Source organism: Galactobacillus timonensis, assembly GCF_900240265.1.
Taxonomy (GTDB): Bacteria; Bacillota_I; Bacilli_A; order Erysipelotrichales; family Erysipelotrichaceae; genus Bulleidia; species Bulleidia timonensis.
The window spans coordinates 1,288,884-1,312,454 of the sequence record NZ_LT964739.1 but is presented as its reverse complement, the minus strand read 5'-3'; the positions used below and the strand labels follow the sequence as shown (position 1 = coordinate 1,312,454).

Here is a 23,571-nt window from a genome sequence, read left to right as displayed (position 1 = left end):
CTTGATCATCAACGATCCTCTTCTGTTAATTCTTCTTTTGCGGCTGGAGTGATAATCAACCGGATCAAGGGCACGGGGAAAGAGCTCCGAATGTAACAGTTCGCGGTACTTAGCCATTCTGTTATACGTGTATCAGGGATCAGCTGCTCATCCCACCCCACAGGCCAATGGTTTCGCCGCCAGCTCTGCTGTCTTAAATCGTGGTTCACAAGGAGTATCTGTGCCGTAAAAGTTAGATCGCAGATAGCTGAACCGTCCAGTTGCTCCGGCGGCTCTTTCCCGATACCCTCGATGCCCGTCTGTATCTGGTTATTTCCTGTTCCTGAAATCAATATACTGTGCTTCTCAAATCCTTATCCATGCAGGCAGGTAATCATGCGAGTGCTGTGTGAATGTTCCCGGTCATCATTCCCCAGATAAAACACGCAAGTTCCCGCGCTACCGCAGTGACTGCCTTATTGTGAGATTTCTTATTGGTGAGGACAAGCTTGTAATATCTCTTTCTCAGCCGCTCGTTGGCTTTATCTGCGTAGGCAATCACGGCTTCTTCACATCCTTCCTGGCGTTTCTTCAGTGCTGCGGATTTGCTTTGCCGTGCCCTTGAGAATGATTGCGACGCTTCGACCAGAAGCCGCCGCAGAAAGGTATTTCCCTGCCTGGTGATCGGAAGAGCAGTGTTGTGATCGCCACTGTCCAGCCGGCCGGAAACCAGTCCAAGGAATGACGCAAATCCCTTTGCTTTAATGAATCTGCTGAAGTCTCCAATCTCAACGATCAGCGCCAGTGCCGTGATTTCTTTGATCCCTTTGAAGCAGATGAGCTTATGTACTTTCTCGCGGTACTTATCTGTTTCTGCAATTTCGACGATCCTCGCATCCAGCTGGGTAAGCTTTTCTACAGCGTGCTCATAAGACAGCAGATATTCATCCAGCGTCTCCTTCAGCACGCCTGTGAGCGGCAGCGAATTCAGCCAATTCAGATGTTTCTGCGTCCAGTAATTTCTGCCTTCCGTATAGTGATATCCATGCCTGTGGCAGAGGGCACAGATCTGCTGCTTGATTCTCTTCAATGCCTGTTTGTGATCTGTTCTCATGCGGATGAAATCACGGACGGCTTCATCCTCTTCATCAGGAACGTATACTGCTTTGTATTGATTGTTCTTAAGGCTCTCAGCGATCGCAATGGCGTCACGCTTATCCGTCTTTACTTTCCTGCGGCGATTGACCTCGGTACCTACAATTGTTGAAGGAGCCATGACTACACACTCGATCCCACGATCCTTCAGCTGCCTGTAGAGTTGGAATCCCAGGCATCCGGCTTCATATCCAACAATGATTTTGGCATCATCCCCATGCTGTTTAGTGATCGCATTGCAGTATTTGATGATGCTTTCAACGGATGGGGAATAAGTGTTAACGTTAGTGGCCCGGAGATCATCCTTCCCCCAGGTAGCCAGTGTGAAATTGGTGGTGTGTGCGTCGATTCCTACGTTGTATACTGTCATTGTAATGGCCTTCCTTTCTTGTATGAGTGCAACTTCCCTCTGCTTTGTAGACCAACATAAGTATATTGGGATGATCCTCGGTGCTACAAGTTGAGGGAGGCCATTACATATTGTCTTATGATTAAAGTGTAGGGAAAAGCCACACTATTCTCAGCATTGCAGAAAAGGCAATTGCCCGATTAATAGGTCATTATTTCTTCAGACCAAGCTTTTGCGTTAAAGAACTGGTTACGGTATCGCAGAACTGGTTATGGTATCGCGCAAAAAAAGAGGGCAAGCGTTATTTATCGGATATTTAAAAATTTGAGGGGATGGTGACCTGCATTTCAAGGTGATGGGGTTGCCATCTTTTATGTATGTCTGTGAAAGTTTAAGACTCTGGGGCTTGCTTTTTTTCTATTATGAAATCAGGAAGAATCCAGTCCTGATTGAGCTGTCATGAGCATATGAATCTACAATGGTAAGGTCAGGATTACCTGGATGTATTCCTGGCCTTTCCTGCGTATAGGCATATACCGGAAAGGTCTGGGTAAAAGTAAGGACGCCGCTTTTTTTAAGCTATCGAACGATAAGCCAGTAACAAAAAACGTCCTGCTTCCCTTTTGTGATATAGCCAGCTTAATCAAAATGTGCAGCCGGAAGTATTCAGGCATGCCGTATCTAATCCAGAAAAATCAGCTGTCGCAAAGGTTCAGGGAAGCTTTACCGCAGACATTTATGCCAGAGGAGGCTCTTTTATGGACGGACCAATTATCACGGTAGATGTCTCAAAAGGCAACTGCCACTATCAGCCGTGGCTGACAGCAGGCCATTCCCTGCGGAAGCCGAAAGTGCTGAACGATACGAAAGATGGCTTTGAAGCATTGTCTGAAACCATTGAGATGGTGAAGGAGAAGAGCGAAGCTGATACAGTCCCGGTAGTATTCGAGGCGACCGGCGTCTACCATCGCTGTCTCCAGAAGTATCTTGATGATATAGGAAATCCATACATTGTCGTTCCGCCACTGCTGTCTGCAGCTTATCGGAAGACGAACCTTCATGGCAATAAGACAGACAATGCGGATTGTGCCCATATCGCCAAAGTGTATTACCAGGAAGAACATCTCCAGTGCCACCAGAATGAATCGGATACATATGCACGTCTGCGGGCAAAGAATCGCATGTATGAGAGCGAATTGAAGATCCTGCGTCAGCGGAAATGCACGTTCCGGGCAATGCTGGATGTGATCTATCCGCGCATGGATAAGTGCTTCAAAGGGCATGCAAGCCTTTACGATTCGGTTCCGATGGAGGTGCTGAAGAAATATCCGCATCCATCATTACTTCTCAGGCACAGGGAGGAAACCATTGTGAAAGCGATCCGGAAGCCCGCAGGTCATAAGAAAGGCTTCACTGAAAATATCGTTCACAAGATGTATCAGTGTGCAGAGGAATGTTATTCCGGCGTGGATGCGGACAGTGTGGAAGTACAGCAGTTTCCTCAGATGATCAATGAACTCATGGAGCAGATGGAGCTCTGCAATACATACCTTGAGGAACTGATCGAAGATGCCAGTAAGCTTCCTTCCTTTGCGATTCTGCTCAGTATTCCTGGAATTGGCAGGAACATCGCGGCACGGATCATCGCGGAAATCGGCGATGTCACACGTTTCAGAAATGCACGGGGCATCGTAGCATATGCAGGACTGAATCCGAAGATCAATCAGTCAGGTGAGAAGGATGGGACCCACCTGGCTATATCCAAGAAAGGGAACAGACATCTGAGGTGTCTTCTTTATCTGGCAGTCACGTGCAACTACAGACTGAAAAAGGGAGATTCTATTTATCAGTTCAACCAAAAGAAAAGGCAGCAGGCTGCATCTCCATTAAAGCCCAAAGCTGCCAATATCGCTGCGGCGGATAAACTATTGGTAGTAATTTATTCGCTTATGAAGAACGGCTCAACTTTCCGTTCCTAAGCAGATTATAGAACGAATTTTCAAAACCGGGGAGCCTGTCTCCTCTTTTCGTGGTGGCCGATCAGAAAAATTCTGAAGCTTATGAATTTATCGAAGAAATCTCCGAAAAAAGGCTTGATTTAAGTTATCAAATTTTTGTTTTCCTGCCTGTACTTTCAGTCACTGAGCATAAGAAAAGACTGCATAAGCTGGTTGAATCCAGCCTTCTGCAGCCTTTCCTGCCGTTTACCGGATCTGCCAACCAGCTGCGGCATCAATCATGACATCCTGTGGTATCAGGATGGAGGAATCAGTCCGTGTACTCTAGGTTCTTTCCTGTTTCCTTGTCGAAGACATGGACGACATTTCCGCCGAATGTGAAGTTCACTGTGGAACCGATGGCGAATGTCTTGTTGCCCTGAAGATCCAGTGTCGGAACAATGATGATGCCATCCTTGCCCATTGCATTGATATGCAGATGCACGGATGCGCCCATCAGTTCAGAGACATCCACTGTGCCCTGGATCATCTTGTCAGCAGGTCCCTGCAGGCTGATGTGCTCCGGTCTGACACCGACTGTGACATCTCTGCCCTCAACATTGTGTGCCTTCAGGTGTGCATTCTTCTCATCACTGAGTTCAATCACTGCATTCTCAACCTGTACGGCATACTTGTCACCGTTCTTGATCAGCTTGCCATCATAGAAGTTCATCTGCGGTACTCCGATGAATCCTGCTACGAAGATGTTGACCGGGTTGTCATAGACTTCCTGCGGTGTGCCTACCTGCTGGATCACGCCGTCCTTCATGATGACGATTCTGTCGCCCAGTGTCATGGCTTCTGTCTGGTCATGGGTGACGTAGATGAATGTTGTCTTGATTCTCTGTCTCAGCTTGATGATCTCTGCTCTCATCTGGTTTCTGAGCTTTGCGTCCAGGTTGGACAGCGGCTCATCCATCAGGAGGACCTTCGGCTCACGCACGATGGCACGGCCGATGGCAACACGCTGTCTCTGTCCACCCGAAAGAGCCTTCGGCTTACGGTCGAGATACTGTGTGATGCCAAGGATCTCGGCTGCCTGGTTGACCTTGCGGTCGATCTCTTCCTTCGGTACCTTTCTGAGCTTCAGCGGGAACTCAAGGTTCTGTCTGACCGTCATGTGCGGATAGAGTGCATAGTTCTGGAATACCATTGCGATATCCCTGTCCTTCGGTGCGACATCATTGACCTTCTTTCCGTCAATGAGCAGATCGCCGCGGGTGATTTCTTCCAGTCCGGCCACCATTCTCAGTGTTGTGGATTTGCCGCATCCGGAAGGTCCGACCAGTACGATGAATTCCTGGTCTGCAATGTCCAGATTGAAGTCCTGTACGGCAAGTACGCCCTCTTCTGTTACCTTGAGATTGTGCTTCTTCTTGCCGTCACCGGCGTTGGGATAAACCTTTTCAATGTGTTTCAGTGATACGGTTGCCATAAGATATCTGCCTCTTCCTTTCTGAAGAATTCTGAAGCTTCCGCGTGTCAGCCTCTGCAGGTGCTGACCCTTCCCGTGGGACGTTTTTCAGTCCAGAGTGTCTTCCGTTTTCTCGTTGACGGGAAGTCTGTCATACAGTGCTGTCCAGCTGCGAAGCTTTCTGGCCTTGAATCTGTAAGCGAATGTGTTACTGCAGATCGTATTTCTCCACATCCATGATTGCCTTGCCCTGGCACACAAATGAGATCTGATCTGCACTGATTCTTGTATAAATCAATACGGTCATGACATATTCGCCATTGTTGATGAATGCCTCTGCGCTGTTGTCATCCAGGATCAGGCGTACCGACCACTCACCCGGTTTTGCGCACGGTGTGAGGGCTCTGCGCTGATGAATGATGGCACGGCGGCTTCCGCTGTGCTTCCGGTCGATCTTGGTTATTTCTTCCTCCAGATGGAAACTGAGCGTAGTATGGAAATCTGCATCTTCTGCAAAGTGAATGGCAAACTTTCTGTACAGATTTTCAGCTTCCACCGGACGGACTCTGACAGTCAAGTCCACCCTTCTTCCGGAGATATCCGGGAGCTCAATTTCGTCGTCTATAAGGATGCCGTGATGCTCAACCTTGTTTCTTCTGAGGTTTTCAAGTTCGCGGACCGGAGTCTCATACAGACGGTTGTTGATCAAATGCAGTTCACGTGGCAGCGTCATCTGTCCGATCCAGCGGTCCATCCTGCGGTCGACTGCCCTGGAGGTATCCCAGTTCTGCATCCATCCGATCATGACCCTTCTGCCATCCGGTGTCAGAATGGTCTGTGGCGCATAGAAATCAATACCGTAGTCAATGGCCTGGTCATGTTCCTCCGTGAAGTTCAGATTCTCATCTGCACTTCCGATCAGGCAAAGTGTTCCGTCGCCATTGTGATATTCAAATCCTCTTGGCAGCATGTCCTGTGGAGATGTGATGGCGACATACTTTCCATCCAGTTCAAAGAAGTCCGGACACTCCCACATCAAGCCAAACCGACCCTTGTTCTCAACAAGAATATGATCGAACTGCCAGTTGATCAGATCTTCGCTGCGGAACAGAAGCAGCTGCCCATCGTGGTCACAGGACTTCTGTGAGCCTGTTACACAGTACCAGTGACCGTTATGGCGGAAAACCTTGGGATCTCGGAAATCCATCGTGGAAGCCTTCTTTGGAAGCAGGGCCTTGTCCATGATCGGATTTCCTTCATACTTCACATAGTCAATGCCATCACCGAATGCAATGTTCTGCGTCTGTTCACGAAGGCATGAACCATCCGGCATTTCGACATCGACATTTCCGGTATAGATCAGAGCCTGCCTGCCATCTTCCATGGTGACGGCACAGCCCGAGAATGCACCGGTGCGGTCATACAGCTGATCCGGTGCCAGCGCTGCAGGCAGGTATTCCCAATGCAGAAGGTCATCCGAGACAGCATGTCCCCAGTAGCAGGGACCCCATTCTGTCTGATAGGGGTAATACTGATAGAACATGTGGTATCTCCCCTTGTACCAGGAAAAACCATTGGGATCATTCATCCATCCGACCCTTGCACTCAGATGGAATCCAGGTCGCTGTGCAATCAGCCGGCTGTTGATCTCTTCATATTTTCTTGCATCACGTAGGATATAGCTCATACGGGCCCTTTCTATGTTCTGAAGAAAGCCGGCAGGTTTCCCTGCCAGCTTCTTTGTTGTTCAGCAGTTCACTCAGCTCTTCTGATATCTGTCGTAGACATCCTGGTAAACCTTGAGAAGTTCATCCATGCCGCAGTCATCGCTCAGCTTTTCCTTGTATGCTTCCCACTCATCATCGGTAGGTGCACCATTCTTGAGCCATATAGCTTCATTTTCAGAGACTGTGTTCTGGAAGTCTTCCTTGTACTGGTCGATGATGTCAAGCTCATCCGCAGTATAGACAGCATCAATCGGATAGGTTGTCGGATCCTTGACGAACTGCATCCAGAAATCGTTGAGGTCGTTCAGTCTTTCAACCGCTCTTGGTTCAAGAGCGAATGTGCTCTTGTAGTAGTCGGAGAGGATCAGCTTCGGTCCTGCAACTTCATATTCAGACTTGACTTCTCCAGCAGACTTGCCGAACTTCTCCCTTGCTTCCTCGTCAGAGATGGACTGCCATACACCGTTTGCATCCTGACCGGTGAAGAAGACATCCTTCGGACCATACTGCAGCTGCATTACGTTTTCCGGTTCATACCAGAGATCGTAGAACTTCAGCAGATTGATCGGAGATTCGCACTTGGAAGTGATTGAAAGCTGACCGGAATTGGTAACGCCACCGGTACGGACAGTGACATTATAATCACCATCAGGTCCCTTGAGAACAGGAAGGAAGACATAGTCCTCGGCATAGTCGCCCATGAGTTCTTCGATGTACCACCATGTAGCAACACCGACTTCACCCTGCTGGCACTTTGAAATGTATGTGGTATCTGACTGATCGGAAAGTGCTTCCTGATCGATCAGGCCTTCCTCAACCCAGTCATGGAAGTATGTGATGGCTGCACGGTAATTGTCATCATCAGAAACGAAGTTGACCTTGCCGTCCTTCTGGACTTCCAGATCATTGCAGATATCATTCGGCCAGTTGGTGAAGCCGAAGCCTGCATAGAAGATGTTCTGGCCCCAGCACCACTGGTCCATACCGAAGGACATCGGGATTGTAGTATCAGCACCGTAATCCTTCTGCGCCATGTTGTTGTCCTTGAATGCCTTCAGGACATCATGGAGTTCATCCAGTGTCTCAGGCATCTCCAGTCCCAGTTCATCCAGCCATCTCTTGTTGATCATGGAGAACTGCGGGATTGTGAAAATTGAGTAATCCTGATCAGCACCGATTGCTGCAGTGCCCATCTTCTCTGCAGAAGGCAGACCATAGATCTTGCCATCATCCATTGTGATAGCCTTGCGGATATCCGGATGATCAGCCAGGATCTTGGTCAGGTTCGGCATATATTCTTCCGTGATGTACGGTGTCAGGTCAATGAATGTACCATCTTCACCATAATTTGTCAGATCATAGTTGGAGAAACCGACACCCTGGAAAGCATCCGGCAGATCATCGCCGGCGATACGGATGTTAACCTGCTCAGAAAGGTCATCGGACTTTGTCGTCCAGTTGATCTTAATGCCTGCCTGATCCTGGAGTTCCTTCAGGATTTCCTTCTGGTCATACGGGGAAGACAGTGCACCGATTGCAGACATGACTTCAAATTCAGTCTGGTCTGTACCTGTCTTCGGCTCATCGTCTGCAGCATCACCGCCGCCTCCGCAGCCAGCCATGGAAACTGCCATAATGCCAGAAAGCAATGCGATTGATAATTTCTTGTAATTCATTATTCTTTCCTCTCTTAATTTTTTCGGAAGTAATTGTTTTGTTGAATGAAAGGATCAGCCTTTGACAGCACCAGCCATCATGCCCTTTTCGAAATAGCCCTGGATGAACGGATAGATGATCAGCATCGGAGCGGCTGCCACAACGATGGAAGCGAACTTGATGGATTCTGTCAGTTTATTCAGTTCAGCATAGCCGCCGGATATGGTGCTTGCCTGGGATGCTGTTGCGCTGGACTTAATGAGGACTTTTCTCAGTACAAGAGGCAGCGGTGCATACTTTTCATCAGGCAGGTAGATCATAGCGGTGAACCAGTCGTTCCAGTAGGCGACCATCGAGAAGATGGACATAACCGCAATCATGGATGTGGATAGCGGCAGGATGATCCTATAGAATGTTGTCCATTTGGATGCACCGTCGATCTCAGCTGCTTCCTTCATTTCCTTCGGGATGGAAGTCTCAAAGAAGTTGCGGACCAAGATTGCATTGCCCACTGCAACGCCGCCCGGAAGGAACAATGCCCAGATGGAGTTGATCAGCCCTGTTTTCTTGACAACCAGGTATGTCGGGATCAGACCGCCTCCGAAGTACATGGTGATGACCAGGAAGATGGAGATCCATTTTCTTCCCGGCAGGTCATGGCAGCTTAACGGGTAGGCTGTCAGGAAAACCATGGCTACGGAGAAGATCGTTCCGATGACGGTGTACTTGATGGAATTCAGATATCCGGTGACGATGCCGTCATCTGCAAAGACTGCCTTGTAGCCGGCTGATGTAGTGCCGCTTGGAAGAAGGAAGGTCTTGCCTGCATAGACGTCATACGGATCGGAGAATGAAGCGATCAGCACGTAGTACAGCGGATAGGCAACGATGAAGATGATGACGATGCACAGAATAATAAGAAGTATCTGTGCGCTCTTCTCTGACATACCGGAAGCTGTACCCTGACCATGTGAAGCTGTTTTCTTACTCATATGTTCACTCAGCCCCTTTCATCAGATGAAGCTCACTTCATCATTCAGCTTCTTCGAGACCTTGTTGACGATCACAAGAAGAATGATGTTGACGACGGTATTGAACAGACCGACAGCTGTGGAATAGCTGTACTTGGCGTTTTCGATACCTTGCTGGTAGACATATACGGCAATGACATCGGATGTTGCCTTGTTCAGGTCTGTCTGTAAGAGCCATACCTTTTCGAAGCCGACATTCATCAGGCCGCCTGCACTCATGATCAGCTGCAGGACGATGGTAGGCATGAGCTGTGGAATATCAATGTTCTTGACTCTCTGCCAAAGGGAAGCACCATCGATCTTGGCTGCTTCATACAGTGCACTGTCGATGTTGCCCAGTGTAGCCAGGTAGATGATGCAGCCCCAGCCGGCATCCTGCCAGATTCCGGAGATGATGTACACCGGACGGAAGGCAGATGCTTCAGCCATGAAATCTGTCTGCGTTCCCAAGAGCAGGTTGAGAAGACCGCCTGAAGGAGACAGGAAGATGCGGATCATACCACACACGATCATGATTGAGATGAAGTGTGGAGCATAGAGCACAGTCTGGGTGACTCTCTTCAGCTTCTTGTTTGCCAGCTGATTCAGGAGCAGAGCGAGAATAATCGGTACAGGGAAGCCCCACAGAAGCGAATACAGGCTCAGCAGGAATGTGTTCTTGATCATTCTTCCTGCATTCGGTGAGTTGAAGAATCTTGAGAACCACTTCATTCCCACCCATTTGGACCCTGCAAAGCCTCTGCTGGCCTTGTAGTCACGGAAGGCAATCTGAATTCCGTACATCGGAATGTACTTGTAGACCAAGGTGAGAATCAATGGAATTGCCAGCATGAGATACAGCTGCCAGTTCTCCTTGATCTGGTTCTTCAGAGGCTTACCTGTGGCTAATGCAGTTTTCTTGTGTTCAGCCATTTTTCCTCCCAAATGTGGAGTGCCCGTCTGTCTGCGCATACAGATGGAACTGAACCATTGTCGGTGTACACCGTGCAACGTTTCACCACATACATCCTTAGCGTAACGTTGTAAGCGCTATCAGTCAATACTATTTTCTCTTTTTTGGAAATATAAAAAGGTACTTTCACAGGTGGCATACGGCAGTGAAATTCTATATTTTGTGCATAATTAAGCCATGTTTTTTTATTTACCTGCAATATTGTATGCTTTTACAAATGCAGAAATGCAATAATTTTCTTTTTCTGGAGCGTGGCTATGTAACGTTTCATCAAATTTCATGAATTTCTCTGTGAAAGCACTGTATTTGGCATATAATACATATGGATAGAGGAAAATGTCATGACATCTGAAGAAAAGAACCCAACGATGAAGGATGTTGCCAACGAAGCAGGCGTTGCCCTTGGCACAGTCTCAAAGGTGGTCCGGGGAATCCCGGTCGGTGAAGAATACCGTGTCAAGGTAGAACGGGCAATCAAGAAACTGAATTACCGTGTTAACAATTATGCACGCGGGCTTCGCACCAGCCGTACCGGCATGGTAGCCGTGCTGCTTCCTAATCTTGCCCGCCCCTACTTTGCCGCTCTGGGCAATGCATTGAATCATTCCCTTTCCCAGAAAGGACTCAATATGATGGTCTGCTGCGCAGACGGCAACCCGGATGCGGAACAGTATGCCCTGGATCTGGTCGACCAGAACAAGGCAGACGGTGTCATCGCACTGACCTATGATCCTGACCTGAAGATCCACAATCCATACACATTCATTGCCATTGACCGTGTTCTAGGCCAGGGCATCCCGACAGTTGCAAGTGACAATTACGGTGGAGGTCAGCTTGCCGTCAGGGAACTGATCCATCATGGCTGTACAAGTCTTGCCTATATCGGATCTGTCTCTTCCCTTGCCAATGAGCCTGCCAAACGCTACTCGGGATTTGAGAATGCCTGCCGTTTCATGAATATCCCATTTGATTCCATCGTTGTCCAGGATGGACCGGATGGATTCTATACCGATTTCCTGAAGCAGCATATCCATGATGGAAAGCTCGATTTCGATGGCATCTTCTGCTGCACGGACCTTATTGTAAGACAGGTCATGGATACGCTGAAGGATATGCATATCTCCGTACCGGAGGATGTACAGATGATCGGCTTTGATGGTGTCCGTGAATTCGGTATCGGAAATCTGAAATGCTCCACCATCATTCAGCCCGTTCAGGCGATTGCGGATACTGCCGTTGCTCTTCTCACCAATGCGTTCGGAGAAGGCATCACCCCGCCGCTGATCTGTCTGCCGGTTGAATTTGCCGAAGGAGGCACTACCAGGAAATTATTATGAAAAGATATTCAAAAGCCTGGTGGAAGAACTGGTGGTACTACTACAAGTGGTATGTCATTGTTGCCACTCTTGTGATCGGTGGAATCATCCGTACGCTCGCCCGCAAGCTCTCCACACCAAAACCGGATATACAGATTGCCTATACCGGCGATTTTCCGTTGAATGAAGAAGAACACGCTGAGATTCAGAATGTCCTTGAAGCATACGATACCGATTTCAATCATGATGGAAAGGCAATCATCCAGATCAACCAGTATCTGAGTGGTAAATACGCCAGTGCCATTGAAGCCCCGACCTATTCCTATGCCTCCTATGTCACCATCATGGCAGATATGGAAGATTGTCAGAGCTACTTCTTCCTGATGGAAGATGCAGGCAAAGTCCAGGCGGACTACCAGATCCTTGCCGGAATGGATGGTTCCATCCCTTCCGCGTCTGACTTCCGCGCAGATGACAAGGTCATCTCCTGGAAAGCACTAGACCCGGACTGCAGCATTGAGCATCTTGCCGGTCTGTCCATCGGACACAGGTACTATGAATCAGACAAACGCTGCCAATATGATGAGGAATGTGAACAGTTATGGAATCAGTTAAGAAAGCAATCGGCATCCTGAGCATCCTGGCACTCCTTTCTGCCGGATGTGTGCCGGAATTAAAAAAACCAGAGCCTTCGAAGTCAGGGCCGTGGAAAATCGGTACATATGTTGAAGTGGAAGACGTCCCGCACGGATTTGAAATCCAGAACCAGAATGATTCTCTGGCTTCAGACAATCTGTTCTATACAGCCTGGACTTCCGGCAAGCAGCAGTCCATTATCATCGGGAACAAGGAAACGGACTACTATGATGCACAGCTTTACATGCTGGTGCAGGAAGCTGACAGTGCAGAGAGCTCAGAAAACATTATGGCCAACCTTCTTGCAAGAGCAGAAAGCACATACGAAATATCCGATGAAGAGAAAAAGACATACAATGGCAGAACCTGGAAAGTCCTGACCTATACCTATAAGAGTGAAGATACCCCCTATGCTCATGGCATCAGTGCACTGACTGCCGCTGAGCATGCCACAGTCCTTGTTGAGCTTTCCATGACAGATGCATTTGCTGAAGATGGAAGCGAGGCTCTGGCATACGTTCTGGACCGCTGCAAGGTTGAGGAGTGAATCTTATGAACATGTTCCATCCGGATTATGCAAGTGCAGGTGATGGCGGAAGACTGAGCGGGCTGGATCGCTACAAGGAAGTCATCGGCCGGGATCACAGGAAATTCTTCCTGGCAAACCTGATGACAGCCTTGTGCTTTCTTCCCTTTGCCATAAGCGTCCTGCTTTCCGTTTCCACAAGTTCGTTACTGCTTCTGATCCCGCTTTGTGCCCTTAGTGGACTGCTTGCCGGCCCAGGTCTTGCCTGCATGTATGACATCATCCTGCGTTCCCTGCGGGATGCAGGAGGCACATTTCCGGAAGAATACAGGCATGCATGGATTCAGAATGCACGCCAGGCAATGATACCGGGAATGATCTTCTGCCTTCTTACCGGTCTGCAGCTGTTCATGATCGGTATGTTTTCCTGGGCTTCCAGGACACCAAGCGCCGGGACGCTGATTGTCTACCTCCTTGGTGTCTTTATTGTCATGGTGTTCTTTCTGACCTACTGGCCGCAGCTGGTGCTCTTCGATCAGAAGAACAGCATCCGTCTTCAGAACAGCCTGCTTTTCCTGTTGAAGTACCGTACAAAGATACTGATTGCAGCACTTGTGAAGTTTGCCTTCTGGATCATCGTGATTGTCCTTATGCCGTGGTCCTTCTTCCTGATTCCAGTGATCGGATTCTGGTGGCCGGATCTTGTGGCAATGCATCTGCTGTATCCTGCACTGGATTCTTCGTTCCATATTGAAGACAGCATCAGGAAAGCATTCCCCGGACAGATTCCGGAATATGAAACGGATGAGGAATGGGTCGAAAGAATGCAGAAAGAGGAGAGTGAAGAACATGCCGAAGCCATTCGCAGAAAATCATCTCACACTGACTGAGAGGCTTTTCCAGGAAGCCAGCCGTGCTGCCCAGCCGGAATCCTATCAGAAAAGTGTCAGGAAACTTGGCATTGCCGGTATTGTCCTGATACTCGTTTCCTTAGCCATTATGGAATTGATGCACATGAACATGCTGTTCCTGTTTGGTGAAATCCTGATCGTCACCATGACCCTCGTCTGGATGATGGTCATCTATCCAAAAGCCAGAGCCAGAGCAAGATACAAGGATCTGCGGGAAGGACAGGGAACACCACAGCGGACAACGCAGTTCTTTACGGACTGCCTGGCCATAAACAGCAACGGTTCAGAGACAATCATGAAATACCGTGATCTGATCCGGGTTCAGTACACGGATCACCTGATCATCCTCTACAGCAATGACCAGAGAGCCATCATCCTTGATCAGAACGGCTTTTCACCCCTTTCTGCAGACCAGGTCATCTCCCGTGTGGAGAACCTGATGAACTCTCAGTAATCATTCAAGACATAAAAATATCCGGATTTCCGGGACAGGCCAGCAGGTCTGTCTACGAAAGTCCAGATTTCATTCTTTTCAGAATAAAACTGCACATTGTGCAGCTTACTTGATCTTTTCCTTCAGCTTGGAGCTCGGCTTGAAACGCGGTGTCTTGGCTGCCGGAATCAGGATCTTCTCTCTTGTTGCAGGATTGATGCCTGTTCTTTCCTTGCGCTCCGTATTCTCAAACTTGCCGAAGCCCGGAACGTTGACAGCACCGTTTTCCTCCAATATATCGCTGATCTCCGCAAATACGGCAGCGACCGCTTCCTGGGCTTTCTTGCGGGACAGTCCCGTTTCAGCGCAGACACGGTTTACAAGATCCTTTACAGACTTGTTGCAGATTGTATTGACCATATGAATATTCTCCCGGAACCGGATAATCAGAAAAGCCCAGATTTCCGTATGAAATGAGGCTTTACTGAATCCGCTTTCCTATCATACTCTGAATACATTGTTTTGAAAATGATCGGGTAGGAATCTGAGGACATGAATAGTCCCCAGATTGTGATCCTCCCACACCACCGGAGGAGCCGTTCGGCGTCCGGCGGTTCAACAAATCGACATATGTAACTGAATTGCTAGATTGTTGTGATACTCCTCAAGGTTAACAAGCCCTTCCTGTTTCAGCAGGCTATTCGGTATCCATGTACTTAATATCCTTCCGATCCGGTAGTAGCCTTTGCGTGAGTTAGCCAATTTCCAGCACTCTGTCCTCAACGCCACCTTGTTGAATCTAAGATGGCGGGGGTTCAGATAATAGAGGTGGTTAGCTCTGTTTCTGATCGTCTTCCATTGTTTCCATAGGATCATCCGCAAATGGATTCTGATCTTCTTATCCAGTTCTCTCAGCACCCCTTTCATACCTTCTCCCAGCCTGAAGTAGTTCAGCCAGCCTCTAGTAACCTGATTGATCTTCTCAATCCGGTATTTCAGCGACACGCCCCAGTTTCTCCGGAGCAGTGGTTCAAGGTTGCTCTTCAGCTTCTGAATTGACTTGATATGAGGCTTTGGCCTCCATTTCCCGTCTTTCCAGTAGAAGGTATATCCGAGATACTTGCATTGGTCCGGTCTTGCCACTTTTGTCTTCGTGGCATTGACCTTAACCCTGAGGTGTTTCTCCAGCCAGTTCGTGACAGAATGCATCACTCTGTTGGCCGCCACTTCACTCCTTACACAGATAATGCAGTCATCCGCACTATACCGAATTCGGTATAGCGCAGATTATGCCGAAGTTTAAACTATACCGAAATTTATGACCAAACCCAGTAATTATGGATACTTTGCTCAAGAAACTTCGGTATAGTTTTTTTTGCTCTATAGTATTTGAGATTCCTATTACAAACTTGTAGTAGGAGGTTTTGCAATATGCATGATAACAGTATTACTCTGCAGGAGGCTATTGATGGAGTTATTAAATGCCAACATGAGAACGGACATCCAGATTCATATATCAAAAATTTTCGCTATACCTGCAATAGACTCTTAAGACTTGCAGATCAACTTGAAACTACACATCTTACACAAGAACTTATCGATCATTTTTTGGCTGATGATAAAAACTCAAGAACCGGTGAATATAGACATGAAAGATATCTCGAAAACAATCGCTGTATTCGCTTCATTCAATCATATCTAGCGACGGGAACTGCAGTGATTAAAAAATACAGTATTCCTATTGAAGAGCACATCTCCGAGGGACTGTTAGAGGTTTTACACCAATATGATTTGTATGAAGAGTCGTTAGGCTTAAGTAAAGCTTCGCTGATAAAAAATCGAGCACCTATGAGATATCTTCTGGAATACATGTCTTCACTCGGATATCAAAACTTATCGGATATTCAGGCTGGTGATACCATCAACGCAATCGAAGATATGCTTGAAAAACATTATGATCCGTCAAGCCTGACGACTGCAATTTCCGGGATGAGACGATTTTATGAAATATTTCCCGAAATTCAAAAATACAGACTTGAGATTCCGTCAAGAATGCGGCGCAAGCGAGATATCATTGATGTTTATACTGATGAAGAATGTGACCTGATTAAAAATCACTTGATCTCTTCGGATATTTCATTCCGTGATAAAGCCATTTGCCTGCTTTCATTTGAAACGGGAATCAGAGGCTGTGATATCTGTAATCTTAAGCTTTCTGATGTTGACTGGAAACATAGTGTTATATCTATTGTTCAGTCCAAAACACGAAGATCTTTAAATTTGCCGATTCGTTCATCTTTCGGCAATGCCATGGTTGATTACCTTTTGAAAGAGCGTCCTATTTGCGATGAAAAATACTTTTTTCTTTCCAAGAACGCTCCGCATATCAAATTGAACAATACTTGGCACATTGTCAGAAATGTTGTATGTGCTTCCGGAGTTGAAATTAACAATCGTCTTACAGGAACCCGTATGTTTCGACATAACGCCGCATCAAGAATGGTTCGTAAAGGCGTACCTTTGCCTGTAATTTCAGATGGTCTTGGTCATAATAACCCGGATTCTACAATGGTGTATATTGCGACTGACCAGAAGACTATGGCATCTTTAACACTGCGGGTGCCTAAAGCTGGTGATAAAGTATGAAGGAGACCAGTTTAAATTTGCGGCTTAATGACTTCATTGTTTACAAACGAAGCCTGGGTTACGACTACAAAACAGCTGAACGGTATCTCAATAAATACCGCTCCTATATGTCAGAAAATTATCCGGATGTTTTGGTACCTGACAAAGACAGTACAGATTCTTTTCTGAATCTTTATCAAGGCCAGTCAGGTGGCCTTCATAACGCGATGGCACCTCTGCGAGAATTCTCTCGGTATCTTTATAATCTGGGGTTGAAAGATGCGTATATTATCCCTGCAAAACAGATGCCAAAACTGAATCCGGATCCTCCGTACTTTCTATCAGAAGAAGAAATATCTCTTTTCTTTAATGAATGTGACAGCTATTATAACGCCTCCGGAAAATATCCAAGCAAACTCGTAATTCCCGCATTCTTCCGATTTCTATACTGTTGTGGTGTCAGACCGAAAGAAGGAAGAATACTTCTTTCGAAAAATGTCAATCTGGAGGAAAACTATATTGATATTCTTCAGTCAAAAGGACCAGTCAGCCGCAGATTATTTATCAGTAATGAACTAGCTGATTACCTGACTCAGTATGATCGACATATACGTGCCATGTTTCCAAACCGAAAGTATTTCTTTCCAAGTGATATTGACCGGCATTATTCGGTTAGCGCTATTGTTTATCACTTCCAAATCGTGTGGAAGACCGCATTCCCTGAATGGATCGGGAAATATCCACGTTTATACGATTTCAGGCATCACTTTGCGTGGGCAACGATTAATAGCTGGGTTAGAGAAGGCGTCGATGTTAACGCAATGCTTCCATATCTGATGAGATATATGGGACATAACTGTATCAAACATACTTTGTATTATTTCAGATTCGTTCCGGATTTCTATAATGATTACCAAGATCTTGCAATGTCTTTGAACGATCGTATCCCGGAGGTATCTGATGAGTAAAAAAGAGACCGCAATATTCTGGAATACAGCACGTACCTATTTGGATCATCATTTAAAAGAAATTCGGCAAGTAAGCATGAATACGGTTGAGAGCTATCGCAATTGTTTGAACTGTTTTATTGATTATCTTGAAAACGAAATCAATATCAAACGCAATGCAATCACTTTCAATCATTTTGACAAAGAGACACTGACGGGCTATCAAGCATGGATGATTAAAGAGCGCAAATTAGCTCCAAAGACATGTAATCTTCGCATGACAGCGATACGATCCTTATTGGAATATGCATCTCAGAATTATCTGTGGATTATGCCAATTTATACAGACGCATGTAAAATCGTTGGAGTAACAGTAGAGAACAAACCCATAGAATATTTCGAGCCAGAAGAAACAAAAGCACTATTGAATGCGCCTCCTCAAAATAGCAGAACGGGGCGTCGCAATAAAATGATTTTTATTTTCATGTATGACACAGCAGCCAGGGTGGCGGAGGTTCTACATGTAAGACTATGTGATCTTCATCTTGATGCGAAAGTCCCTTATGTGACATTGTTGGGGAAAGGACGCAAATATCGTAATATTCCGCTTATGGAGAAAACAGTTCTCCATCTTAGACGATACCTTAAGGAGTTCCATAATTCGGATATGAAATCTGAAAGTCCGTTGTTTTATTCCAGATTACACGGACAGAAACACGCATTATCATCAGATACTTTAGAAAAACTCATTAAAAAATATGCGGCTGAGTGTGCAATGAAAGGAAATAATATGCCTGAGGATTCCCATTGCCATATGTTAAGGAAAACACGTGCTATGGATTTATATCTTTCAGGGGTTCCACTTACTCATATTCAGCAGTTACTTGGTCATGAACACATTTCCACCACTTATTTAAGATAAGAAAAGAACCGTTCCTGTTCAGAACGATTCCTTGTCATCCGTTATATTAAGGTTATTGCTGTCTGTCTGCTCAGTGCTGTCATCGAGCAGTTCGCCTGTTTCACTATCGAACGTATGCCCATCGGCTGAATAAGCCTGGGCTGTGAGGTCATACCCGTCGTTGGCCGTCTGCTCGTAATACTGCAGGCTGGACATGTTGTTCTCAGTAAGCACAGGACCATCATAATCGGCAGAGCCTTCCCTGATTGCCTTCTCAATATTGACATTGCGGAGCAGAACCTTGGCACGCAGCGTATCAAATGAATATCCCCGCCCTCTGAGGTGTGTTTCTCTTGTCAAACGGTTGCTGCACTCGGTATAGCCGTTGGATATGGCAATGTCGCAGTCCCATATGGCAAATATCGGCTCGTAGAAGTTATGCACGGTTGCCGCAAGCTCACGGAACGGGGCATAAATGTCTTCTTCATGCTCATCTTCCGGTGCAGGCGGCAGATTTGCCTCCCAGTCCGCAAACGCCTGTTCTGCATTCTCCTTGGAAGCCTGGTTCTCATCGTAGATGTTAAAGAAGTCTTCCTTGATGTCATAAGCGGTTGCCAATGGGCTCAGGTCTGGGTCATCTCTCATCCACCTGATTGCGTCTGCCTCATCTGCGTCAAGGTCTTTCAGACGCTTTCTGAGCGTATATGCAGGGCCATGCTTGAACTTCGGCCCAGTCTTGCCAGGATACTTTGACTGAATATTCTTCCGTATCTCATCCACGGCAAGGTTGGCCTTCATCACCACATGGAAGTGGTCAATCGCCCATTTTGCGTTCGGCAGATATGCACCAATCGGTTTCTTGAACGGCCTGTACATGTCGCTGCACACCCACCGGACTTTCTCACGCTCTGATAACGGCAGTGATGCGAAATGATCTTCCAGGAAGTCCTGTGTGCGTTTTTCCAGCAGGTCGTACATGGTGTGTTTCTCAAGGTTGGTCATGACGGTGATGAACCTGCCATTGACCTTGATTTCATCAATGCCCAGGTATTCCGGCATACGGAACTGCATGATCTCCCCGTGGCTGCCTATGAAGTCCGAAAAGATATTCAGTATTGATACGCTTGTCATCGGGTAGTTGCGTCCGACTTCTTCAAAAGTGTTCCGAACGCACTGTTCTACAATTGAGCATTCTGCCCGTGTCGTGATCTTCCGTTTGCCATCAATACCTTCCATTTCCGCCTTCCAGATGTACCGGCAGTCAGGATTGCTGCAGCGCTTCCGGGGCACTGTCACATATAGCCGTGTTGGTTTTCCGCCATTCGGTGTATCACTGACCGTAACAGTCCGGTTGTCGTGCTTAGACATCTTCGCTCCGCATTTCGGGCAGATATCCGGTACTTCTCCGGCATATGCCAGCTCAAATTCCCGGATTGTCTGCTCAACCGTTGTTTCCACCCCGTTTATCGTGCGAGTTCCGGTTTCATGGGCTTCATGAATAAACCGAGCATTTGCCGGATAAACGCCGAACAGCTCTTTGACTAATTCCGGGTCAGTGACAGTGATTTCACCGCTGCCTTTTGGTTTCCTTGGCATCCGCAAACCTCCTTCCCGGCTGTCGGTTACTTCTTCTTCCTGCTGTCTCTGTCAGCCTTCTGGACAGCTTCAACATCGAAACGCTGCTTGTTATTCACGAGATCGTAAATGATAGGCAGAAGGGCATTGAAGGACTGCGGGTCATTCAGAATCTTATTGACCATAGCCGTGAATTCCTCGCCCTTTAACTGCATGGCTGCCATTGTAACAATGCGTGCCAGCCTTCCATCCTGGATGATGGCATCCTTGGAATTGCTGCTGTTGCGGATCTGTGTGCGGGATACTTCGTCGGCAGACACCTTGTCTGCGATGGCGTTGAGGACTTCAGCGCCTTCCTCGGCAGGTGTATCCTCGCCCCAGATGAGGTTGATCTGACGGATGATGTCATCCAGCTCTTCCTGCTTGCCGCCGCTTGTCATGTGCCCGGCGGTCATCGGTCTCAGAGTGTGATGATCGTCCGGGTCATCCGGTACATCCAGCTTGTTGATGCGGTAGTCGGACATGACAAGACTGTTGATATCCACCTCAGAACCATCATCGCCGTTGATCCTGTGGCTCAGCAGTGTGCAGAAGCCGTAGAAGATTTCCAGCTCCGGGTCATCGAGATCCACAATCTGGCTGATGTAGGTATATGCCTTGCAGTACTTTCTGAGGTTCTTGCGGAAGGTAGAGAGAACGTCAATCTGCTTCTGTGCTTCGTCGATCTTGTCTTCCGCACGCTTCATCATGTCTGTGTTGCCTGCTTCCTTGGCCTTCAGATATGTTTCATGCCATGTGATGACGGCATTTCTCTGTGCCTTGTAGAGGTCTGACCATCTTTCTGCCGGAGCGGAAAGGCAGGCATACAGCTTCTTGCGGTTCTCATCATCCTTTGAGGCATCGCCCATGCTCAGAATGCTCTGATAGCGGACGTTCTTGTAGGTTGTGTATTCCATGGTGGAATAGATGCTGGAATCATCAAGGTTGGACTTGATCTCATACACGATATCCTTGTTCTGTGCAGACTCCATCTGTGCGCCTGTATCGTACTTCCTGAACGCATTGATTACGGTTTCAGGGTCATTTACGAAATCGACGATAAATACCTTATCCTTGCCGGAATGCGTCCTGTTGAGCCTGGAATACGTCTGTACAATTTCAATATCGTTCTGCATAGGCTTATCAACATACATGGCGCACAGCTTCGGCTGGTCAAAGCCTGTCTGGTACTTGTTTGCCACGATAAGCATGCGGTACATCTTCTCATTGAAGGCACTCTCAATGGAGACATCAATGTTGTTCATGTTGTCTTCGGTGTAGTCGTAATCCTTCTTGATCATGGCAAACGGATTCTGCAGATAGTCCGCATCCGTCTCGAACTCACCGTCATCGGGATGAACTGCCTTTTCACCGTTCAGCTTGCCGGAGAAGGCAACCAATGGCTCACCAAGCACCTTGAAGCGCAGATTGCTCAGAACACGGTTCTGATTGTATTCAGGGTGAGCGTCAAGGTATGCGGAAATGGCGTATTTGTAGCGGACAACAGCGGCTCTTGAATCCGTGACAACCATGGCTTTGGCATCGCCGTCAAGCAGCGGGGCTACGTTCTTCACGAAGTGATCCACAATGAACTTTGCCTTCTGCTTCACGTTGGTAGGATGCAGAGACATCCACTGTGCGATGGTCTTCTTGGCCTTGCGGGAATCATAGAGCTTGTGGTCTTCAGCCTTATTGGTCTGGCTGATCTGATATGCTGTCTTGTAAGGCATGTATCCTTCTAGAACGTCCAGAATATAGCCTTCCTCAATGGCCTGGCGCATCGGATACTTGTGAAAGGATACAGGTACAGGTTCGCCTGTCTTCTCGTCAATCCTGTCGCTTGGCGTGCCGAACAGCGTCATTGTTTCAGCCTTTGGCGTAGCAGTGAAGGCAAAGAATGACACATTCTCAGGGTTTGCACGCCCTGCCTGTTCCTGCTTAATATAGGCATTGATGATCTCTTCATCGGTGATTTCACCGTTCTCATCGCCTTCGAGCTTCTTCTCATCATGTGCCAGCTTCAGTGCGCCTTTCAACTTGGCAGCGTCGATGCCTGTCTGTGAAGAGTGCGCCTCATCAATGATGACGGCATAGTGGGAGCCGATCAGTTCCTTGTCATTGGCAATCGCTTCAAAGGCATAAGGAAAGGTCTGCAGCGTAACTACGATGATCTCCCGCTTGTCATGCAATGCCTGCACCAGAGCCTTGTTCTTGGCACCGTTGGTACGCTTATCCGCTGTACCGCCGATCATTTCAACAATTCCGGTGGTCTTCTCAACCTGACCGATAGTTCCCTTGATGTTGGTGTCCAGGCTGTTTCTGTCAGAAATGATGACCACGGAGTCAAACGTCTTGTCCCCATTCGGCTGTCTGAGGCGGATCAGCTGGTCTGCCAGCCACGAAATCGTATTGGTCTTGCCGGAACCTGCGCTGTGCTCCACAAGGTAGGACTTGCCAACACCCTTGTCCTTCACGTCTGCGATGATCTTCGTTACACAGTCCCACTGATGGAAACGGGGGAAATACTGTGTGGTGACATCCTTGAGCCTGCCTGTAGCGTCTTCCTTCTTGTCTGTTCTGACAAAGATATAGTGCAGGAAGATTCTGAGCCAGTGGTCACGCTGGCAGATGTCATTCCAGAAGTAGCCTGTCGGGTAGTCCTTGTCTCCAGCCTTCATCGGCGGATTGCCTGCGTGGCCGTCTTCCGTACCACGGTTGAACGGCAGGAACTTCGGCTTTCTGCCTTCAAGGTTGGTGCACATCCAGATTTCATTCTCGGAAATAGCAAAATGAACGACTGCACCGCGCTTGAACATGAGCAGATAGTTCTTCCTGCCAGTCTTGGGCTCAATCGGCTTGCGTTCGTTCTGGTATTCTTCAACGGCATCGCGGACGGTCTGTGTCATTTCAGTCTTGATTTCAGCCGTAGCCACAGGAATACCGTTGATGAAGAACACGAGATCCAGGGACTTCTCTCCGGCAGTCTGGTAATGTACCTGACGCATGACACGCAGGATATTGGCCTTGTAAGCCTCATCTGCGCCGCGAATCAGCGGGTTGTCGGGGCATTCAGCACAGCAGGTAATCGTCTGGAATCCGGCATACGGAAAGCCCTTGCGGAGCGTCTGAACCGTTCCATTGGCTTCCAGGGAGGCAACCAGCCGTTTTACAACGTTCAGTTCAAAGGTAGAACCGAGCCGTTCCTGCATCTTTGCCAGCTTGTCCGGGTCGAGCCTGCGCTGGAACTCCACGAAATCGGGGAAGTAGAGGGCATGCTCACGGTCATAGCCAGCATCATTGTCGCTGACCATCCATTCGCCACTGTCGCTGAGTCCTTTCAGCTTGCGGGTGATGTACTGTTCAAACTCTGTTTCAAGATGTAATGTATCGTCCATATCTGTA

Annotated in this window: 20 protein-coding genes; 10 read left to right on the top strand and 10 right to left on the bottom strand. The window is 47.7% G+C overall.

What is annotated here, in order from left to right:
- Positions 1–373 precede the first annotated feature (373 nt).
- Entirely contained in the window at positions 374–1,504 is a 1,131-nt protein-coding gene (locus tag C1714_RS06185; protein WP_102342366.1) for an IS110 family RNA-guided transposase, read from the bottom strand.
- A gap of 737 nt (positions 1,505–2,241) precedes the next feature.
- Between C1714_RS06185 and C1714_RS06175 the strand changes: the two genes are divergently transcribed.
- Both C1714_RS06175 and C1714_RS13855 read left to right on the top strand, forming a co-directional pair.
- Positions 2,242–3,462: an IS110 family RNA-guided transposase gene (locus C1714_RS06175; RefSeq protein ID WP_102342365.1), complete on the top strand. Its 1,221-nt coding sequence runs from the start codon at positions 2,242–2,244 to the stop codon at positions 3,460–3,462.
- Positions 3,463–3,515: 53 nt separating this feature from the next.
- Entirely contained in the window at positions 3,516–3,725 is a 210-nt protein-coding gene (locus C1714_RS13855; protein ID WP_210115264.1) for a hypothetical protein, read from the top strand.
- Positions 3,726–3,751: 26 nt separating this feature from the next.
- On the opposite strand, the gene C1714_RS06170 is transcribed toward C1714_RS13855, so the two are convergent.
- From C1714_RS06170 to C1714_RS06150, 5 genes are all read right to left on the bottom strand, one after another.
- A complete protein-coding gene (locus tag C1714_RS06170; RefSeq protein WP_102342364.1) occupies positions 3,752–4,915 on the bottom strand; it encodes an ABC transporter ATP-binding protein in 1,164 nt (387 codons plus the stop codon).
- Positions 4,916–5,102: 187 nt separating this feature from the next.
- Positions 5,103–6,581, bottom strand: coding sequence for a glycoside hydrolase family 32 protein (locus C1714_RS06165; protein ID WP_102342363.1), 1,479 nt, complete (start codon positions 6,579–6,581; stop codon positions 5,103–5,105).
- Positions 6,582–6,653: 72 nt separating this feature from the next.
- Entirely contained in the window at positions 6,654–8,297 is a 1,644-nt protein-coding gene (locus tag C1714_RS06160; protein WP_210115263.1) for a type 2 periplasmic-binding domain-containing protein, read from the bottom strand.
- A 54-nt stretch (positions 8,298–8,351) separates the two neighbouring features.
- Positions 8,352–9,269 (bottom strand): carbohydrate ABC transporter permease, encoded by a 918-nt coding sequence (locus C1714_RS06155; protein ID WP_102342362.1) that lies wholly within the window; start codon positions 9,267–9,269, stop codon positions 8,352–8,354.
- Positions 9,270–9,290: 21 nt separating this feature from the next.
- Positions 9,291–10,220, bottom strand: coding sequence for an ABC transporter permease (locus C1714_RS06150; protein ID WP_102342361.1), 930 nt, complete (start codon positions 10,218–10,220; stop codon positions 9,291–9,293).
- 381 nt (positions 10,221–10,601) lie between these two features.
- Between C1714_RS06150 and C1714_RS06145 the strand changes: the two genes are divergently transcribed.
- Genes C1714_RS06145 through C1714_RS06125 form a run of 5 tightly spaced genes read left to right on the top strand, consistent with a single transcriptional unit; the run spans position 10,602 to position 14,103 of the window.
- On the top strand, positions 10,602–11,597 hold the full coding sequence (locus C1714_RS06145; RefSeq protein ID WP_102342360.1) for a LacI family DNA-binding transcriptional regulator: 996 nt from the start codon (positions 10,602–10,604) through the stop codon (positions 11,595–11,597).
- Positions 11,594–12,211: a hypothetical protein gene (locus C1714_RS06140; protein WP_102342359.1), complete on the top strand. Its 618-nt coding sequence runs from the start codon at positions 11,594–11,596 to the stop codon at positions 12,209–12,211. Before C1714_RS06145 ends, C1714_RS06140 begins: the two co-directional genes overlap by 4 nt.
- The gene (locus C1714_RS06135) at positions 12,178–12,759 is read left to right on the top strand and encodes a hypothetical protein (protein WP_102342358.1); all 582 of its coding nucleotides are present in this window, start codon (positions 12,178–12,180) and stop codon (positions 12,757–12,759) included. Before C1714_RS06140 ends, C1714_RS06135 begins: the two co-directional genes overlap by 34 nt.
- 5 nt (positions 12,760–12,764) lie before the next feature.
- Positions 12,765–13,628 carry a hypothetical protein gene (locus C1714_RS06130; RefSeq protein ID WP_102342357.1) on the top strand — a complete coding sequence of 288 codons (864 nt, stop codon included), beginning with the start codon at positions 12,765–12,767 and terminating at the stop codon, positions 13,626–13,628.
- On the top strand, positions 13,588–14,103 hold the full coding sequence (locus tag C1714_RS06125) for a YcxB family protein (protein ID WP_167849949.1): 516 nt from the start codon (positions 13,588–13,590) through the stop codon (positions 14,101–14,103). Before C1714_RS06130 ends, C1714_RS06125 begins: the two co-directional genes overlap by 41 nt.
- Positions 14,104–14,208: 105 nt before the next feature.
- On the opposite strand, the gene C1714_RS06120 is transcribed toward C1714_RS06125, so the two are convergent.
- Entirely contained in the window at positions 14,209–14,502 is a 294-nt protein-coding gene (locus tag C1714_RS06120; protein ID WP_102342355.1) for an HU family DNA-binding protein, read from the bottom strand.
- Between the two features lie 195 nt (positions 14,503–14,697).
- Positions 14,698–15,330, bottom strand: coding sequence for a group II intron maturase-specific domain-containing protein (locus tag C1714_RS06115; protein ID WP_280952012.1), 633 nt, complete (start codon positions 15,328–15,330; stop codon positions 14,698–14,700).
- A 183-nt stretch (positions 15,331–15,513) separates the two neighbouring features.
- On the opposite strand from C1714_RS06115, the gene C1714_RS06110 reads away from it, so the two are divergent.
- The 3 genes from C1714_RS06110 to C1714_RS06100 are packed head-to-tail and all read left to right on the top strand — an operon-like array spanning position 15,514 to position 18,576.
- On the top strand, positions 15,514–16,728 hold the full coding sequence (locus C1714_RS06110) for a tyrosine-type recombinase/integrase (RefSeq protein ID WP_102342353.1): 1,215 nt from the start codon (positions 15,514–15,516) through the stop codon (positions 16,726–16,728).
- The gene (locus C1714_RS06105; protein ID WP_102342352.1) at positions 16,725–17,675 is read left to right on the top strand and encodes a tyrosine-type recombinase/integrase; all 951 of its coding nucleotides are present in this window, start codon (positions 16,725–16,727) and stop codon (positions 17,673–17,675) included. Before C1714_RS06110 ends, C1714_RS06105 begins: the two co-directional genes overlap by 4 nt.
- Complete coding sequence (locus C1714_RS06100; RefSeq protein WP_102342351.1) at positions 17,668–18,576, top strand: tyrosine-type recombinase/integrase; 909 nt, start codon at positions 17,668–17,670, stop codon at positions 18,574–18,576. Before C1714_RS06105 ends, C1714_RS06100 begins: the two co-directional genes overlap by 8 nt.
- An 18-nt stretch (positions 18,577–18,594) precedes the next feature.
- Here the strand turns inward: C1714_RS06100 and C1714_RS06095 are convergent, their stop codons facing one another.
- Positions 18,595–20,151 carry an ISL3 family transposase gene (locus C1714_RS06095; protein WP_102342350.1) on the bottom strand — a complete coding sequence of 519 codons (1,557 nt, stop codon included), beginning with the start codon at positions 20,149–20,151 and terminating at the stop codon, positions 18,595–18,597.
- 26 nt (positions 20,152–20,177) lie between these two features.
- The gene (locus C1714_RS06090) at positions 20,178–23,564 is read right to left on the bottom strand and encodes a type I restriction endonuclease (protein ID WP_102342349.1); all 3,387 of its coding nucleotides are present in this window, start codon (positions 23,562–23,564) and stop codon (positions 20,178–20,180) included.
- Positions 23,565–23,571: the final 7 nt, after the last annotated feature.